Source organism: Nakamurella sp. UYEF19 (genome assembly GCF_040546275.1).
Lineage (GTDB): Bacteria > Actinomycetota > Actinomycetes > Mycobacteriales > Nakamurellaceae > Nakamurella.
Window position 1 is genome coordinate 41,708 of the sequence record NZ_JBEPNO010000023.1, and the last position, 15,323, is coordinate 57,030.

At 68.9% G+C, this 15,323-nt stretch carries 16 protein-coding genes; 8 read left to right on the forward strand and 8 right to left on the reverse strand.

Annotated features, from left to right (window positions below; genetic code table 11):
- Nucleotides 1-16: 16 nt before the first annotated feature.
- Nucleotides 17-790 (reverse strand): AraC family transcriptional regulator, encoded by a 774-nt coding sequence (locus ABIB25_RS23110; RefSeq protein WP_354530881.1) that lies wholly within the window; start codon nucleotides 788-790, stop codon nucleotides 17-19.
- Nucleotides 791-1,025: 235 nt separating this feature from the next.
- Here ABIB25_RS23110 and ABIB25_RS23115 point away from each other — a divergent pair, with 235 nt between their 5' ends.
- Genes ABIB25_RS23115 through ABIB25_RS23130 form a run of 4 tightly spaced genes read left to right on the forward strand, consistent with a single transcriptional unit; the run spans nucleotide 1,026 to nucleotide 4,624 of the window.
- Nucleotides 1,026-1,949, forward strand: coding sequence for an ABC transporter ATP-binding protein (locus ABIB25_RS23115; RefSeq protein ID WP_354530882.1), 924 nt, complete (start codon nucleotides 1,026-1,028; stop codon nucleotides 1,947-1,949).
- A complete protein-coding gene (locus tag ABIB25_RS23120) occupies nucleotides 1,946-2,776 on the forward strand; it encodes an ABC transporter permease (RefSeq protein ID WP_354530883.1) in 831 nt (276 codons plus the stop codon). Before ABIB25_RS23115 ends, ABIB25_RS23120 begins: the two co-directional genes overlap by 4 nt.
- 22 nt (nucleotides 2,777-2,798) lie before the next feature.
- Nucleotides 2,799-3,959 (forward strand): sensor histidine kinase, encoded by a 1,161-nt coding sequence (locus ABIB25_RS23125; protein ID WP_354530884.1) that lies wholly within the window; start codon nucleotides 2,799-2,801, stop codon nucleotides 3,957-3,959.
- On the forward strand, nucleotides 3,956-4,624 hold the full coding sequence (locus ABIB25_RS23130) for a response regulator (RefSeq protein WP_354530885.1): 669 nt from the start codon (nucleotides 3,956-3,958) through the stop codon (nucleotides 4,622-4,624). The genes ABIB25_RS23125 and ABIB25_RS23130 overlap by 4 nt, the downstream gene beginning before the upstream one ends.
- Nucleotides 4,625-4,670: 46 nt before the next feature.
- Here the strand turns inward: ABIB25_RS23130 and ABIB25_RS23135 are convergent, their stop codons facing one another.
- Nucleotides 4,671-5,906: a cytochrome P450 gene (locus ABIB25_RS23135; protein WP_354530886.1), complete on the reverse strand. Its 1,236-nt coding sequence runs from the start codon at nucleotides 5,904-5,906 to the stop codon at nucleotides 4,671-4,673.
- A gap of 37 nt (nucleotides 5,907-5,943) precedes the next feature.
- On the opposite strand from ABIB25_RS23135, the gene ABIB25_RS23140 reads away from it, so the two are divergent.
- Entirely contained in the window at nucleotides 5,944-8,403 is a 2,460-nt protein-coding gene (locus ABIB25_RS23140) for an ATP-dependent DNA ligase (protein WP_354530887.1), read from the forward strand.
- Nucleotides 8,404-8,413: 10 nt separating this feature from the next.
- Here ABIB25_RS23140 and ABIB25_RS23145 read toward each other — a convergent pair whose 3' ends face one another.
- Genes ABIB25_RS23145 through ABIB25_RS23155 form a run of 3 tightly spaced genes read right to left on the reverse strand, consistent with a single transcriptional unit; the run spans nucleotide 8,414 to nucleotide 10,706 of the window.
- Nucleotides 8,414-9,298 carry a 5-oxoprolinase subunit C family protein gene (locus ABIB25_RS23145; RefSeq protein ID WP_354530888.1) on the reverse strand — a complete coding sequence of 295 codons (885 nt, stop codon included), beginning with the start codon at nucleotides 9,296-9,298 and terminating at the stop codon, nucleotides 8,414-8,416.
- Entirely contained in the window at nucleotides 9,295-9,921 is a 627-nt protein-coding gene (locus ABIB25_RS23150; protein ID WP_354530889.1) for a 5-oxoprolinase subunit B family protein, read from the reverse strand. The genes ABIB25_RS23145 and ABIB25_RS23150 overlap by 4 nt, the downstream gene beginning before the upstream one ends.
- Nucleotides 9,918-10,706: a LamB/YcsF family protein gene (locus ABIB25_RS23155; protein WP_354530890.1), complete on the reverse strand. Its 789-nt coding sequence runs from the start codon at nucleotides 10,704-10,706 to the stop codon at nucleotides 9,918-9,920. Before ABIB25_RS23155 ends, ABIB25_RS23150 begins: the two co-directional genes overlap by 4 nt.
- Before the next feature lie 153 nt (nucleotides 10,707-10,859).
- Between ABIB25_RS23155 and ABIB25_RS23160 the strand changes: the two genes are divergently transcribed.
- Nucleotides 10,860-11,207: an AAA family ATPase gene (locus tag ABIB25_RS23160; RefSeq protein ID WP_354530891.1), complete on the forward strand. Its 348-nt coding sequence runs from the start codon at nucleotides 10,860-10,862 to the stop codon at nucleotides 11,205-11,207.
- Here ABIB25_RS23160 and ABIB25_RS23165 read toward each other — a convergent pair.
- Entirely contained in the window at nucleotides 11,194-11,454 is a 261-nt protein-coding gene (locus ABIB25_RS23165) for a DUF732 domain-containing protein (RefSeq protein WP_354530892.1), read from the reverse strand. The two genes, ABIB25_RS23160 and ABIB25_RS23165, sit on opposite strands and share 14 nt — an antisense overlap.
- Nucleotides 11,455-11,470: 16 nt before the next feature.
- Here ABIB25_RS23165 and ABIB25_RS23170 point away from each other — a divergent pair, with 16 nt between their 5' ends.
- Both ABIB25_RS23170 and ABIB25_RS23175 read left to right on the forward strand, forming a co-directional pair.
- Nucleotides 11,471-11,890: a hypothetical protein gene (locus tag ABIB25_RS23170; RefSeq protein WP_354530893.1), complete on the forward strand. Its 420-nt coding sequence runs from the start codon at nucleotides 11,471-11,473 to the stop codon at nucleotides 11,888-11,890.
- 85 nt (nucleotides 11,891-11,975) lie between these two features.
- Entirely contained in the window at nucleotides 11,976-12,902 is a 927-nt protein-coding gene (locus tag ABIB25_RS23175; protein WP_354530894.1) for a DMT family transporter, read from the forward strand.
- Nucleotides 12,903-12,927: 25 nt separating this feature from the next.
- Here the strand turns inward: ABIB25_RS23175 and ABIB25_RS23180 are convergent, their stop codons facing one another.
- Both ABIB25_RS23180 and ABIB25_RS23185 read right to left on the reverse strand, forming a co-directional pair.
- Nucleotides 12,928-13,605 carry a metal-dependent hydrolase gene (locus ABIB25_RS23180; RefSeq protein ID WP_354530895.1) on the reverse strand — a complete coding sequence of 226 codons (678 nt, stop codon included), beginning with the start codon at nucleotides 13,603-13,605 and terminating at the stop codon, nucleotides 12,928-12,930.
- Nucleotides 13,602-15,065: an NAD-dependent epimerase/dehydratase family protein gene (locus ABIB25_RS23185; protein WP_354530896.1), complete on the reverse strand. Its 1,464-nt coding sequence runs from the start codon at nucleotides 15,063-15,065 to the stop codon at nucleotides 13,602-13,604. Before ABIB25_RS23185 ends, ABIB25_RS23180 begins: the two co-directional genes overlap by 4 nt.
- Nucleotides 15,066-15,323: the final 258 nt, after the last annotated feature.

Consider the following 15,323-nt stretch of genomic DNA (forward strand, 5'->3'; position numbering starts at 1 on the left):
CTGCCGGGCTGATCGGTCAGAGCAGCCGGCTCATCGGTACGCCGGCCAAGGCCTTCACGTCCCGGGCGAGGTGCGCCTGGTCGGTGTAGCCGCAGTCGGCGGCCACCTGGGCCGGGCGCGGTCCGGACCGGGCCGCTGTCAGTGCCCGCTGGAAGCGCAGGATCCGGCGCAGCACGCTGGGCGGGTAGCCGAAGGCTCCGAGCGACCGGCGGTGCAGGCGCCGCTGGCTCCACCCCAGTGCGGTGGCCACCGCGTTGATCTCGGCGCCACCGGCGAGCAGTGCGGCGATAGCCGCCGGCCCGCGATCGATGGTGATCGAGCCGGACCTGTTCAGCACCAGGTCTTCCAGGGTGGCCGCCTTGTCGTCGGCTGCGGCAAGCCGCTGCTCCCAGTCGATGACCTGCCGCGCGTGCCAGAGTTGATCGAGAAATGGTCTTCCGTCACGGATCTCAGCTGCGTTGACGCCCAGGACCTGGCTGCCGAGGCCGGCCGGGAAGCGGATCGCGGTGTATCGGCGGCCGCCGATGGCGGCGACCAGGGCGGCGGTACTGTCCGGTCCGGCAACCTGCAGTCGGCCGTCCAGCAGCAGCAGGTCGATGCATCCGTCGGGCAGAATCCGGTGCTTCGTACCCGAAACAACGCGGGGATCGGTCCGTGTCCACAGCACGGCGCCGGGCAGCCGGGAGCGCCACTCCCGGTAGGAATCCACAGCATCGACAGCATCGACAGCATCGACAGCATCGACAGCATCGACAGCATCGACAGCATCGACACCACGCACAGCGCCCATCCCCCCATCCTGGACCATCGACGCCGGCGGGACACGTCGTGGTGGATGTGGTCCCCACGCGACCCACTCGCCGCTGGGACATCGACCGTCGTATAGGTCGCAGGGCCTACGCGAGCGCGGATTGTGTGGCCGTCTCGACCGATGCGGCCCCGTCGTGCCCTGCCTACCGTCAGTGGTATCCCGCAGAACCGGGATCTCCACGAATGGCAAGAGACGAAACAGCAAGGGGTAGTTGATGATCGAAGTCGAGAATTTGCGGAAGCAGTACGGCGACAAATTGGCCGTGGACGGTCTGTCGTTCACGGTGCACCGCGGGATCGTGACCGGTTTCCTGGGCCCGAACGGGTCCGGGAAGTCCACCACGATGCGGATGATCGCCGGCCTGGACCAGCCGACCGCCGGGACCATCCGGGTCAACGGCGGCGACTACCGGGCGGCGAAGGCGCCGATGGCCGAGCTGGGGATCCTGTTGGAGGCCAAAGCCGTCCACACCGGACGGTCGGCCCGCAATCACCTCCTGGCGCTGGCCCGGACCAACGGCATCAGCCGCGCCCGCGTCGACCAGGTCATCGACCTCGTCGGTCTGGGCGGCGTCGCCGGCAAACGGGTCGGCGGGTTCTCCCTGGGCATGGGTCAGCGACTCGGCGTCGCCGCCGCGCTGCTGGGCGATCCGAAAGTCGTGGTGCTGGACGAACCGGTCAACGGATTGGACCCCGAGGGGGTGCTGTGGATCCGGAACATGCTCAAATCCCTCGCCGCCGACGGCCGCACCGTCTTCGTCTCCTCCCACCTGATGAGCGAGATGGCCCTGACCGCAACGCGTCTGGTCGTCATCGGCCGGGGCCGGCTGATCGCCGACACCAGCGTGCAGGAGTTCGTGGCCCGCGCGGCCCGCAATTCCGTCACCGTCCGCAGCCCCGAGGCCACCCAACTCCGCGCCCAACTGCTCGGCCCCGACATCACCGTGAGCAGCACCGAACGGAACCTGCTGCACGTCCAGGGTCTGACCGCCGAACAGATCGGCACCATCGCCTGGAGAGCCAACCTCCCCCTGTTCGAACTCACCGCCCAACAAGCGTCCCTGGAAGAAGCATTCATGGAAATCACCGACGAATCCGTCGAGTACCGCCCCACCGACACCGCCCGGGTGTCGGCATGAACACCACCATCCAAACTGCCAGCGAGACACTGCCGCAGGACGGCCTGAAGGTCACCCCACGACGGGTCATCGCCTCCGAGTGGACGAAGTTCCACACCGTGCGGTCCACCACCTGGACGCTGCTCATCGCGGTGATCCTGACCGTCGGCGTCGGCGCGCTGATCGCCGCGACCATCCCCGGCCAGTTGGACAGCATGAGCGCCGCCGACCTGGCCGCCTTCGACGCCACCGACACCAGCCTGTCCGGGGTCGTGTTCGCCCAACTGGCCCTGGGCATCCTCGGGGTGCTGTTCGTCTCCGCCGAGTACAGCACCGGCATGATCCGCTCCACCCTCACCGTCATCCCCCGACGCCTGCCCATGCTGTGGGCCAAACTGGTCGTCTTCGCCATTGTCACGTTCGTGCTCACCCTGACCGCCGCGCTCGTCGCGTTCCTGCTCGGTCAGGCCCTGCTGAGCAGCGACAACCTGGACGTCGCGCTGTCCGCCCCCGGCACGCCGGGCAAAATCCTCGGCGCCGCCCTCTACGTCACCCTGGCCGGAATGATCGGCGTCGCCGTGGGGTCGCTGCTGCGGAACACCGCCGCCGGCATCTCCACCTACGTCGGTGTGTTCATGGTCGTGCCGCTCGTCGCCCAAGCCCTTCCCGCCACCATCGGCGACCACCTGATCCAGTACCTACCATCCAACGCCGGCGCCGCGATGTTCAGCGGGACCGACGGCATCACCAACGTCCTGACCCCGCTCAACGGGTTCCTGGTGCTCGCCGCATTCACCGCAGTCCTCGTCGGAACCGCCGCCTGGCGCCTCAAAACCCGCGACGCCTGATCGGGCTGGACATACTGCTGTGATGAAGCCTCTCGAACGCCTTCCCGTGCGATCCGTGCGCTGGTGGGCGTTCGACGCCTCCGTGACGCTGCTGGTCGCGATCACCTCCCTCCCGTGGTGGTTCGAGGCCGACGCGTCACCGCTCTGGTTGGCAGTGACGGCCATGGTCCTCACCACGGCGCCACTCGTGCTGCGCCGGGTCTGGCCCACCGCGGTGCTGATCTGGCTGTTCGTGCTCACCACCGCTACGGGGTGGTGGGATCACAATCTGTCCACCGGGGTCGCCGTCATGGTCGCCCTGTACTCCGTCGCTGCCTGGGGACCTCGCCGCACCGCGATCGTCGCCGCCGTCGTGCTGGAGATCACCGGTGCGATCGCCCTCGTCCCGCTGGCCGGTGCGAACCGGTGGTACGCGATCGCCATGCTGACCGCGCTCATCATCGGCGCTGTTGGGTTGGGCCTGTACCGCTCCACCCGGCGCGCCTACCTGCAGGAACTGCGGGACCGCGCCGAACGGTTGGAGCGGGAGAAGGAGCAGTTCGACGAGTTGGCTGCCCTCGCGGAACGGGCCCGGATCACCCGCGAGATGCACGACATCGTCGCCCATCACCTCACCGTCATGGTCGCGCTGAGCGACGGCGCCGCGGCCGCCGTCACGCGCAACCCGGCGCAGGCGCAAGAGGTGATGCGGACCGTGTCCAGCACCGGCCGGCAAGCACTGGCCGACACGCGCAGACTGCTCGGGGTCCTGCATGTGGAGGGCGAGGACGGCCGGGCTCCGCTGCCTGATCTGAACGATGTCAACACCCTGCTCGACGGGGTCCGGGCAGCTGGACTTCCGGTCAGCTACGAGATCCAGGGAACCCCGACCCCGATGGCGCCGGGTCTGCAACTCACCCTCTACCGGCTGGTGCAGGAAACCCTGACCAACACGCTGAAACACGCCGGCCCCGGAGTGCGGGCCAGCGTCAAGGTCCGCTACCTGCCCGGCGAATTGCTCCTGGACGTCGAGGACGACGGCGCAGGTGCTGCCGCCGCGGCCCCGGCCAGCCCCGGTCGTGGTCTGGCGGGGATGCGGGAACGAGTCAGTGCCTACGGCGGAACCATCGCGTCCGGACCGAAAACCCTGAATGGGTGGCGAGTGTCGGCCAACCTGCGCCTGGACGGGCAGAGCCGCCCGTGACCAGCATCCTGCTGGTCGACGACCAGGCACTCCTGCGCCTTGGGTTCCGGATGATCCTGGACGCCGAACCCGATCTGACCGTCGTGGGCGAAGCCGGCGACGGGGCAGCCGCCGTCCGGATGACGGCAGCGCTCCAACCGGACGTCGTGCTGATGGACATCCGCATGCCCGGCGTGGACGGCATCGCCGCCACCGGGCAGATCATGGCCGCCGGCAGCGGATCAAAGGTGTTGATCCTGACCACCTTCGACCTCGACCACTACGTCTACGCGGGCCTCCGGGCCGGAGCCAGCGGGTTCCTCCTCAAGGACGCACCCCCGGGCGAACTGCTCACCGCGATTCGCACCGTCGCCGCCGGCGACGCCGTGCTGGCCCCCACCACCACTCGACGATTGATCGATCAATTCATGCCGCTGCTCCCCACCCCCGACGGGATCGATCGACGCCACGGCGTCCTGAGCAAACTCACCGAGCGGGAGCAGGAGGTCTTCCTCCTCATCGCCGCGGCCAGATCCAACCGCGAGATCGCTGCGCATCTCTATCTGTCGGAGAGCACCGTCAAGATCCACGTCGGGCACATCCTGTCCAAACTCGAACTGCGCGACCGCATCCAGGTGGTCGTCCTTGCCTACGAATCCGGTCTCGTCACGCCCGACGAACGCTGAGAATCTCCGAAGACCGCCGAACCTCCGAAGACCGCCGCTGACAGGATCAGCCGTCGGTGGTCAGCATCAGGTTCTCCAACCCGCGGATGACGAAGTAGGGCTGGTAGACCGGGGGACTGGCCAGGCGGAGGCTCGGCTGCTTGCGCAACAGCGCCAGCGACGCCTCCAGCTCCAAGCGGGCCAGCGGCGCCCCGATGCAGAAGTGCAGGCCGCCGCCGAACCCGATGTGGGTGGAATCGCCGCGGCCGGCGTCGAATCGGTCGGGATCGGCGAACCGCTCCGGGTCCCGGTTCGCGCTGCCGAACATCATCGCGATGCGCTCGCCGACGGTGAAGGTCCGGCCGCCGATCACCACATCGTCCTCCAGCACCCACCGCTCGAACAGCTGCAGCGGCGGGTCCCAGCGCAGCATCTCCTCGACGGCCACGGCCGGCTCGACCTCACCGGAGGTCACCCTGTCCCATTCGTCGGGATGGCCGAGCAGCGCTCGCATCCCGTTGCCCAGCGTGTTGACGGTGGCCTCGTGTCCGGCGTTCAACAGCACGATGACGGTGCAGACGATCTCGTCCAGGCTGAGCTTGTCGCCCTGGTCGGCGACGTTGACCAGCTCGGAGATCAGGTCGTCCTGGGGGTCCTGGCGACGCTGCGCGATCAGGTCGTGGACGTAGCGGATGAAGTCCTGCGCGGCGCGGTCGGCGTTTCCCCGTTCGACGTCGCTGGTGGAGAACTCGTACATCTTGACGATCGCGTGCGACCAGTCGAGCAATCGCGGACCGTCCTGCTGCGGTACCCCCAGCAGCGTGCAGATCACCGCGATCGAGAACGGTTGCGCGTAGCCGGAAATCAGGTCGAAGGGGCCGTCATCCTTGGTTGCCAGGGCGAGCTGATGGGCTGCGAAGGAATTGATCTGCGGGCGGAGGGCCGCGATCGATCGGGCGGTGAACACCTTGGTGACGAGGCGCCGCAGCCGGGTGTGGTCCGGCGGTTCGATGTTGAGCAGCGACCAGCGTTCAGAGCTGTTGAAGTGCTCCCACCGAGGGTCCGGTCCGCTCTGCCCGAACTCCTCGTCGGTGTAGCGGTGCCGGTACGCCCGGCCGAGGCGGCGATCCCGCAGCGCGGCGTTCACGTCCGCGAAACCGGTGAGCAGGAAGACATCCCGGGCCGGGTAGTAGAGGACAGGGCCGAGCGCCCGCATCCGGGAGTAGACCGGGTAGGGGTCGGCCAGGAACTGCGGGTCCTGGGGATCGAAACCAACGGCGGCGGGGTGCAAGTCGACGGTCACAAGCCAGGTTAACGTCCGGGCGACCTACCATCACACGATGGCCGGTGACAGTGCGCACGTGGAGATGGACGGGCATCGCTTCGGCCTGACCAACCTCTCCAAGGTGCTGTACCCGGACGCGGGCACCACCAAGGCCGACGTGATCGGGTATCTCGCCAAGGTCGCGTCGGTGATGATCCCGCTGGTGCAGGGCCGTCCCGTCACGCGCAAACGGTGGCCGAACGGGGTGGAGACGACTCCGTTCTTCCACAAGAACATCGACAAGGGCACGCCCTCGTGGATCGCGCGACGGGAGATCACCCACAAGGACCGGACGATCACCTACCCGCTGGTCGACTCGCCGGCGACGCTCGCCTGGCTGGGACAGAACGCCGCGTTGGAACTCCATGTGCCGCAATGGAGATTCGGTGCCGGCGGGGACCCCGGCCGGCCCGACCGGGCGGTCTTCGACCTCGATCCGGGGCCCGGCGCGGATCTCGCCGACTGCGCCGAGGTGGCGCTGGCCATCCGCCGACGGTTGGACGACCTCGCACTGACCGCCTACCCGGTCACGAGCGGTTCAAAGGGCCTGCACCTCTACGTCCCGCTGCCCGGAGACCAGACGTCGGACGAGGTGTCGTCCTTCGCGAGACTGCTGGCCGAGACCATCGAGCGGGACCTGCCGGCGCTGGTGGTGTCGAAGATGTCGAAAGCCCTGCGGCCGGGCAAGGTTTTCATCGACTGGTCGCAGAACAACGGGAACAAGACGACCATCGCCCCCTATTCACTGCGTGGCCGCGACCAACCAACGGTGGCCGCGCCCCGCGAGTGGGCAGAGCTGGAGGAATCAGGATTCCGGCACCTCGACTACCGAGAAGTGCTGGCACGATTGGAGAACGGGATCTCCCCGTTCCCGGCTCCTGCTGGATCGACTGCTGGACCGGCCACTGGATCGACTGCCGGATCGCCTGCTGGATCGGCCGCCGGCCAGGCAGGTGGATCGGTGGCGGACAAACTCGCTGTCTATCGGTCGAAGCGGTCGGCGGACCGCACTCCGGAACCGGTGCCGGCGGCAGCTGATCCTGCCCCGTCGGGTGACGACAACACGTTTGTCATCCAGGAGCACCACGCGACCGCGCTGCACTGGGACTTCCGCCTGGAACACGACGGCGTGCTGGTGTCCTGGGCGGTGCCCAAAGGCATTCCGACCACCTCGGCGCACAATCGGCTCGCGGTGCAGACCGAGGACCATCCGATGGAATACGCCGACTTCGCGGGGACCATCGGCCACGGTGAGTACGGCGGGGGCGACGTCACCATCTGGGATTCCGGTACCTACAGCCTCGAGAAATGGCGCGACGGCGAGGTGATCGTCACCCTCGACGGTGCCCGTGCCCACGGCCGGTTCGCCTTGATCCGCACCAAACGCGGTGCGGGGGAGCAGGCCTCGGCCAAGGGCAATCAGTGGTTGATGCGACGGACGAAGGACCAGCCCGATCTCGAGGAGGTGGTGCCACGGGAGAGCGGGAAGTTCGGCGCGGACCGCAAGATCGTGCACCGCACCCCACCGGCTGATCTGCTGCCGATGCTCGCCACCGCCGGCACGCTGTCCGAGATCACCGGCGACGACTGGCGTTTCGAGGGCAAGTGGGACGGTGTCCGGGCCGTCGTGGAGGTCGGCGATGGACACTTCAAGCTGCTGAGCCGCAACGGGAACGATGTCACCGCCGCCTATCCGGAGCTCCGCGAGGTCGGCGAGGTGTTGCGCGGGCACATGGCGGTGCTGGACGGGGAGATCGTCGCGCTGGACGGCAAGGGGCGCTCGGACTTCGGGCTCTTGCAGCGACGGATGAAGCTGACCAAGCCGGCCGAGATCGCCAGGGTCGCCGAGCAGGTGCCGGTCCGACTGCTGATCTTCGACGTCCTGCACCTGGACGGGATCTCGTTGCTGCGCAAGACCTATGACGACCGCCGCCGAGTACTGGCAGCGCTCGGTCCGTCCGGAGCGACCTTCTCCGTCCCGGAACCGCTGCCCGGACCGGCAGAGGAGGCGCTGGCGGCGACCAGGGAGCGCAACTGGGAGGGGATCATCGCCAAGCGTGGTGATTCCGTCTATCTACCGGGCAAGCGGGCCCGCACCTGGATCAAGATCAAGAACGTGGCCGACCAGGAGATCGTGGTGGTGGGTTGGCGTCTCGGGAACGGCCGCCGGGCGGGCGGGATCGGTGCGCTGCTGATGGCGCTGCCCGATGGGGACGGGTTCCGGTTCGTCGGCCGGGTCGGTACCGGGTTCAGCGATGCCGTGCTGGACGATCTGCTCGAGACGCTGACGCCGCTCACCAGGGCCACCTCCCCGGTGACCAGCCCGATGCCGCGAGCGGAAACCGTGGGGGTGACCTGGGTCCGGCCGGTGCTGGTAGGCGAGGTCGGCTACTCCGAGTGGACGCCGGACCAGCACCTCCGCCATCCGGTCTGGCGTGGGCTGCGCGCCGACAAGGACGTGTCCGACCTGCGGTGAGTGTGTGTCGTCATCGTCCGAGGACGAAGCGCAGGGTGGTACCGGGGCGGGCCTGGGCGGCGTGGTGCAGAGCGGACTCGTCGACCACGGCGATCACCGGGTAGCCGCCGGTGGTCGGGTGGTCGGCGAGGAACAGCACGGGTTGCCCGTCCTGCGGGATCTGGATGCTGCCGGTCACCACCCCTTCCGACGGCAACTGCTCCGGACGTCTCCGCGGCAGTGCCGGGCCGGTGAGCCGGAGGCCGATGCGGTTGCTCGCCGGGCTGACCTGCCAGGCAGTGCCGGTCAACAGCTCCAGCGCTTCGGGGGCAAACCAGTGGTCGCGGGGACCGAGCACGATCGGCAGCACGGGCGGCGGGTCGATCGTGTCGGGCCACGCGGTGGTGGCGGTGATCCCAGCATCGAGCATGGCCCCGATCGGTAGTCGTTGGCCCCGCTGCAACGCCGGTGGACCCAGACCGCTGAGCAGGTCGTGCGATCGACTGCCGAGCACCTCCGCCACCGCGATGCCACCGCGGACGGCGAGATAGCTGCGCACCCCCGCCGAGCAGGTTCCGAGCTGCACGACTGCGCCGGCCGGTACCTGCAGCACTCGGCCCATCGATGCCGGATGGCCGTCCACCGTGATGGGCGCCGGTGCGCCCGTGACGGCCAGCACGACGCTGCTGCCGGAGAGTCCGAGCACTCGTAGTCGGGGGCCGGTGAGAGTGGTTTCCAGCACGGCGAACCCGGGTGGGTTGCCGACGAGTTGATTGGCGAGGTCGGCACCGGGTCGATCCAGGGCACCGGAGGGCGGAACACCGAGGTGGGCCATCCCGGGTCGGCCGTGATCCTGCACCGTGGTCAGCGGACCGGGCGTCAGGACCTCGAGCGCCTGCATGTCGGAAGACGTCATCGATCGGCGTCCACGAAACGCACCGTCTGGCCGGGGCTGACGAGCGCGGCCGGATCCCGGTCGACGTCGAACATCATGGTCGTCGTCGTGCCCAGCAGGTGCCACCCACCGGGGCTCCGGCGTGGGTAGACGGCGCAGTAGTCGTCCGCGATGGCCACCGACCCGGCGGGCACAGCCGGACGTGGGGTGTCGAGACGCGGCAGGCGCAGGGCCGGGTCGAGTCCGGTCAGGTAGGCGAAGCCGGGGGCGAACCCGGTGAAGGCGGCCCGGTAGGTCGCGCCCTGATGACGCCGGACGATCTCCGCGACGGCGAATCCGGTGGCTGCGGCGACGATGGACAGATCGGGGCCGTCGTAGCGAACGGGCAGCTCCACGACGGGCAGCTGCGCTTCGGTCGGGGCCAGGTCCGGCTGATCGGGGAGGGCAGCCAACAGAACAACCAGAGCCTGGGCGTCCGAGGCCTGGATCAGCACGGTCCGGGCGCCCGGCACCACCTCGCGCACCTGGATCCCGAGGTCCGACGCCACCCGCCGGACGGTCAGCGCCATGAGCGCAACGTCGGGCCCATCCGGGCGGAGCTCCAGCAGAGCACCGGTACGACCGACCCGGACGAACTCGATCACGCAAACGCCTCCAGGGCAGCGCCCGCACCCCGCAGGGCCTCGCGGGTCCCGATGGCGAGCGCGACCGCGCCGGGGGTGTCGCCGTGCAGGCACAGCGAGCGGGCGGCCAGCCGGACGACTTCACCGGTCACCGCGACGACCTCCCCGTCGCGTGCCATCCGGACCGCGCGGGCGGACACCTCCGCGACGTCGTGCAGCACGCTGCCGGGGACCGAACGCGGCGCCAACGCGCCGTCGGCGGTATAGCCACGGTCGGGGAAAGCCTCGGTCACGGTGGGCAGACCCGCCTCGGCGGCGAGCTGCAACACGACCGAGCCGGGCAGCGACAGCACCGGCAGTTCCTTGGCGAAGGCCAGGATGCCGTCGATCAGCGCACTGCCGTGCACTTCGTCCCGAGCTGCCCGGTTGTACAGCGCCCCATGGGCTTTCACGTAACTGACCCGAGTGCCGCAGGACCGGGCGATCCCCGCCAGGGCGCCGATCTGATAGGTGACCTCGTCACGCAGCTCGTCCCGGTCGACGTCCAGATCGCGGCGCCCGAAACCGGCCAGGTCGCGGTACCCGACGTGCGCGCCGATCCGGACGTCGCGGGCGGCGGCCAGCTCGCAGACCCGCCGCATCGTCCGCGGATCGCCGGCGTGGAAGCCGCACGCGACGTTGGCCGACGTCACCACGTCCAGCAGCGCCGCGTCATCCGTCATCCGCCACGCGCCGAACCCCTCACCCAGATCTGCGTTGAGGTCGATCAGAAGGCGCTCCCCGCTCGTCGCTCGTACCTCGCTCATGCCTAGCAAGATAGCGGTGCCCGCTGGTCGGGTGACCGTTCACTGCGCATACAGTTCTGCCCGGCGCAGACAGGAATGCCCAAAAATGTCCTCGCGAGGGTCAAATCGGGCAGTTTGATCTGCGCGGCTCCCCTTGATGTCACCTTCACCCGCGTGGACTCCAGGCTGGTCGGCCGTGAAACGGTGCTCGACCAGGCCCGGCGCGTCCTGGCGACTGCCGGCGGTGTCCTGCTCGAAGGACCGGCCGGAATCGGGAAAACGTCTGTCTGGCAGGTGCTCGGGGCCGAGCCGGAAGCGGCCGGCTCGGTGGTGCTGTCCGCGGCCCCGACCGAGTCCGAACGGCGGCTCCCCTGCAGCGCTCTCGCCGACCTGGATCAGCCGAGCGAACGCGCCCTCGCCTTTGCGCTCCGCCGCTTGAGCAGGGCACCGGCCCTGCTGCTTGCGGTGCGCACCGAAGGGTCGGAGCCGCCGGTCGCGGGCGGTGGGCTTACCGGGTGGTGAGGTCCGGACAGTAGGCGGCGACGGCGGCGCGGACGAGTTGGTCGGCCGAGCCCTGGCCCTGGATCTGGCCGGCGAGGGTGCCGACGGCGTCGTGCACCGACGGATCGATCTTCAGCGCGGCGCAGACGGCCTGACCGGTGGCCGCCAACTGCGCGGCGCTCCGGCCCGGGTACGCCGCTCTTGCGAGATCGTGATACCTGGTCGCGGACGACGCTGTCAGGCGCGGTGGTGCCGATGCCGTTGACATCGCGCGCGAAGTGGCGGTGGCCGTCGACATCGCGCTGGAGGTGGCGGTGGTCGTCGACATCGCGCTGGAGGTGGCGGCGGTCGTCGACATCGCGCTGGAGGTGGCGGCGGTCGTCGACATCGCGCTGGAGGTGGCGGTGGTCGCCACCGTGACAACGACAGCCGGCGGGGACACCGATGCCGCAGACGGGGACCCGACGGACGGTGCGGCGCAGGACGCGAGCGAGAGGGCCAGCAGCGCGGAGGTGGCGCCCCGCCGGTATCGCTTTCCCCCGCACTTCCAGCGTGCCCACCGGATGGAGTGCCGGGCCCTGGGTGCGGTCATGCCAGTCACGATCCTCCGTCCGCGGGTCCGGAGTCCAGCCATTGTGATGTTCCAGCCCGCCGGTCGACCCCTACCGCCGGGGCCGAGCCCGGCAGTTCTCAAGTTCTGCTGATCTGGCCCTGCTAGCTTGCAGAAGAAGAGGCTGAGGTGTCTGCACGCGCATGCGTTGCAGTCTCGGCGGTTCGGAGGAAATAGGCGTGGTCATCGCCGTGATCGCTGCCCTGACCAGCGCTTTCTGTTTTGCGCTCGGGGCCGCGCTGCAGCATCGGGAGGCTCTGGTCGTCCCGTCGGCCCATGTGGCCGACGTGCGGCTGCTGTGGAAGCTGTGCCGGCGTCCCTGGTGGCTGGCCGGCACCGTCGCGGATCTGGGCTCCATGACCCTGCACATCTTTGCGCTCTCGCTCGGCACGCTGGCTCTGGTCCAGCCGCTCGGTGTCACGGGGCTGGTGTTCGCCATACCGCTCGCGGCACTGCTACGCAGGCAGCGAATCCGTCGGCTGGACATCGTGGCCGCGCTGGCAGTGGTCGCGGGTCTGATCACCCTCCTGAAGACCCTGCCGTCGAATCCCACGACGGCGCTGCCGTCCGCCTTGTCGGTCATCTGGATGGTGGCTGCCGTGCTCGGCCTGGTCTCCGCGCTGACGCTGGGCGCCCACTTCGCTCCGGGACGACCTCGTGCCCTGCTGCTAGCCGCAGCGGCAGGCACCGCCTTCGGAATGACGGCAGTGCTGGTGCGGACGCTCCTCCTGGCCAGCAGGGAGCCAGGATCGGCTCCGGTGGTCGTCGCCGTCTCCATTGCCATCGCGCTGCTCGGACCGTACGGATATCTGCTGCTGCAGGGGGCTTATCGTGCCGGGCACTTTGCTGCGTCCATCGCCGCCACCACCGTGCTCAACCCACTCGTCGCGGTGCTGGCCGGTGGCCTGTTGCTGCACGAGAAGTTGCCGTCCGGGACGTCTGCCCTCGTCCTGATCGCTGCCGCTGCGGTCGTCATCTGCGGAGGCGTCGCCCTGCTCGTCCGCTCGCCGGCGATCCTGAGTCTGGCGCCAACGGAAGAATGCCCGGAGCACCATGCGGAGACGGAGCAGGCCCACGTTCCGGCGATGGCCGGTGCACGCGGCTAGCTGGTCCAGCTGGTCCGGCTCCAGGTCACCGGCCCGGACGTGCCGGAAGCGCGTGCATGAGGATGCGGGTGGTGGCGACCGCTGCAGCGAAGACGAGTACCCACAGGTACAGCTCGTAGGGGAGCCGCACGGTCTCGAAATCGAAGGGCCACAGCAGGATGAGGCCGGGGCCGGTACTGATGTCCCGGACGAAGTGCAGCAGCACCCCGATCGCCAGACCACCGACCAGCGCCCGTCGTCCGCGGACCAGGAGAGCGATCACCGCGAGCACGCCAACGGTGAAGAGCGAGTGGCTGTAGGGGCGACCGCCGTCGGCGATGTGCGGAAGGCCCGCGTACAGCGGGATGTGGTCGATGTCGACGGCCATCGAGGCGATCAACGCCGAGAAGGTCGCGAACGGATTGCGTTGCAGCCATCGCGGTCCCGCGATGGCCAGCAGCACCAGCGCGGACGTGGAGAGGTGGGCGGGCTCGTCCAGCAGTCCGCTGATCGGCACCGACCAACGCCGGGCGTTCTGCGCCAGGTCGAGGGCGACGATCAGCAGCACCAGAACGCATGGCGACCACACCCATCGTGTCGTGCGGGCGAGCCACTCCGCGCCCGCGTTGGCAGCCTGGAATCTCCGGGTGATCGGTTCGCTCGCCGACACGTCGGGAGCCGGGGTGGCAAGACTTTCGTCACCCGTGTCAGCGCGTCCGTTCATGACACCGGCGGGCCGGCGGCGAACGCGTAGGAACCCGCCGGGCGGTGCGGACCGATCGGTGCCCGCTGACCCGGGATCCGGCGCTCGGGAAGACCGAGCACCGCACACTCCACGATCGAGCGGACCGTCAGGTCGTCGGGGGAGAAGCCGGAGGTCGGTTTGCTCTGTGCGAGAGCGAGATGGCGCCGGACGATGTCGGGTGACGTGGACGCGACCCGGTGCCGCCACATCGACCATCCGACCTGCTCGATCAGCGCCCGCAGATCGCCCGCCGGCGCCCCGGACGCCGCACTGCGGCAGAGCCCGACGATGAGCTCCGTCACCTCCGGCGCGCTGCTGCTGACCGGCCGGTGGACGTCGAGATCGGTGCAGGTGCCGGACTCCTCGACGGAGAACGCTTCGAGGGCATTGAACAGGGGACTGAGACCGCCCGACACGATCGGGTCGTACAGGGCCGGGTAGGGGGCCTTTTCGTAGCCCGCCTCCGTACCGCACAGGTAGAGCGGCGAAGCACTGCCCCGGCTGTCCACGACGCCCAGCGCCAGATCCATCAAACCGATCGGCCATCCGAGGTCCCGGATGGCGGCGAGGGTGAAAGTATTCGGCGAGGCATCCAATGCGGCCGACATCAACAGTTGTGCCGCTTCCCGCGCGGATTGGATGTAGAACATGGTTTCGAGGCTGTGGAGACGAATGGGCGAATTGGTCGACGACCATTCCTCGAGCCGGCGAAGAATGATCGAATTGTCGACGACGTGGGTGAAACGGACCGCCGACACCGTGATCGAGGTATCGACCGCGGCGCGCTCCAGCAGCCACTCGGTCATCTTCTTGGACGAGGAATAGACGTCGCGGCTGAACGGGCGCAACGCCTTCCCGGTCGAGGCACAGGCCACGCGCATGCCGGGTCGGCCGGCGCAGGCGGCCAGGATGTTCGCCGTCCCGGTGACATTGGTGGATAGGGTGCGGTGGACCTCGAACTCGGCGCGGCCGGGATCGTGCTGGGCGGCAAGGTGATAGACGAGATCGGGCTGCAGTGTGCTGATCAACCCGGCCACCGCATCGGCGTCGCGGATGTCGACCTCGAGGTATTCCACGCCGTCGAAGCGCGGCCAGCGTGTCTCCAGACCCCGACTGATACTGACGACGCGCAAGGGTCCGAGGGAGATGAGCTCCCGCACGACGGCGCTGCCGATACAGCCCGTCCCACCCGTGACCAGGACCGTTGCGCCGGCGTGTAGTTGTCGCAGTCCTTCGGTGTGGACGTCGATACCGCGAGATGCGGTGTCCTGGAATCTCGAGAACTCCGCGCGCGCGGCGGCGGAGTTGGTGCTCAGCAAGCGGGTGGTCGCCGCAGCCAGGGCGGCCTGTTCCGCAGCGGTCAGATTGGTGCGGCCGGGTGGGACGACCCGCGCGAGTTCGGTGACGGCCTGGTCCGGGGTGAGGGCGGATGCTGTCACGCTGCGGTCTTCCGGCGAGTCGGACAGGTGTTGACAGGACGGCTGAGACGCATCTTGACCCCACTAGTCGATTGGTGCTGACCGGTACGGAGAGCCGCGTTCGACGGACTCTTCGGGTTGCGAGCCGCACCGTTGGGGACGCAGGTGAATCTTCTCGGCTGCTTTGTCCGAATTCTTCGAATCCGGGCTCGCAATACCGATACCTTGCCGCTGGGCCGGCCGCACTGCGTCACAGGAAGGGTGGCTGGTGGAAGCCGG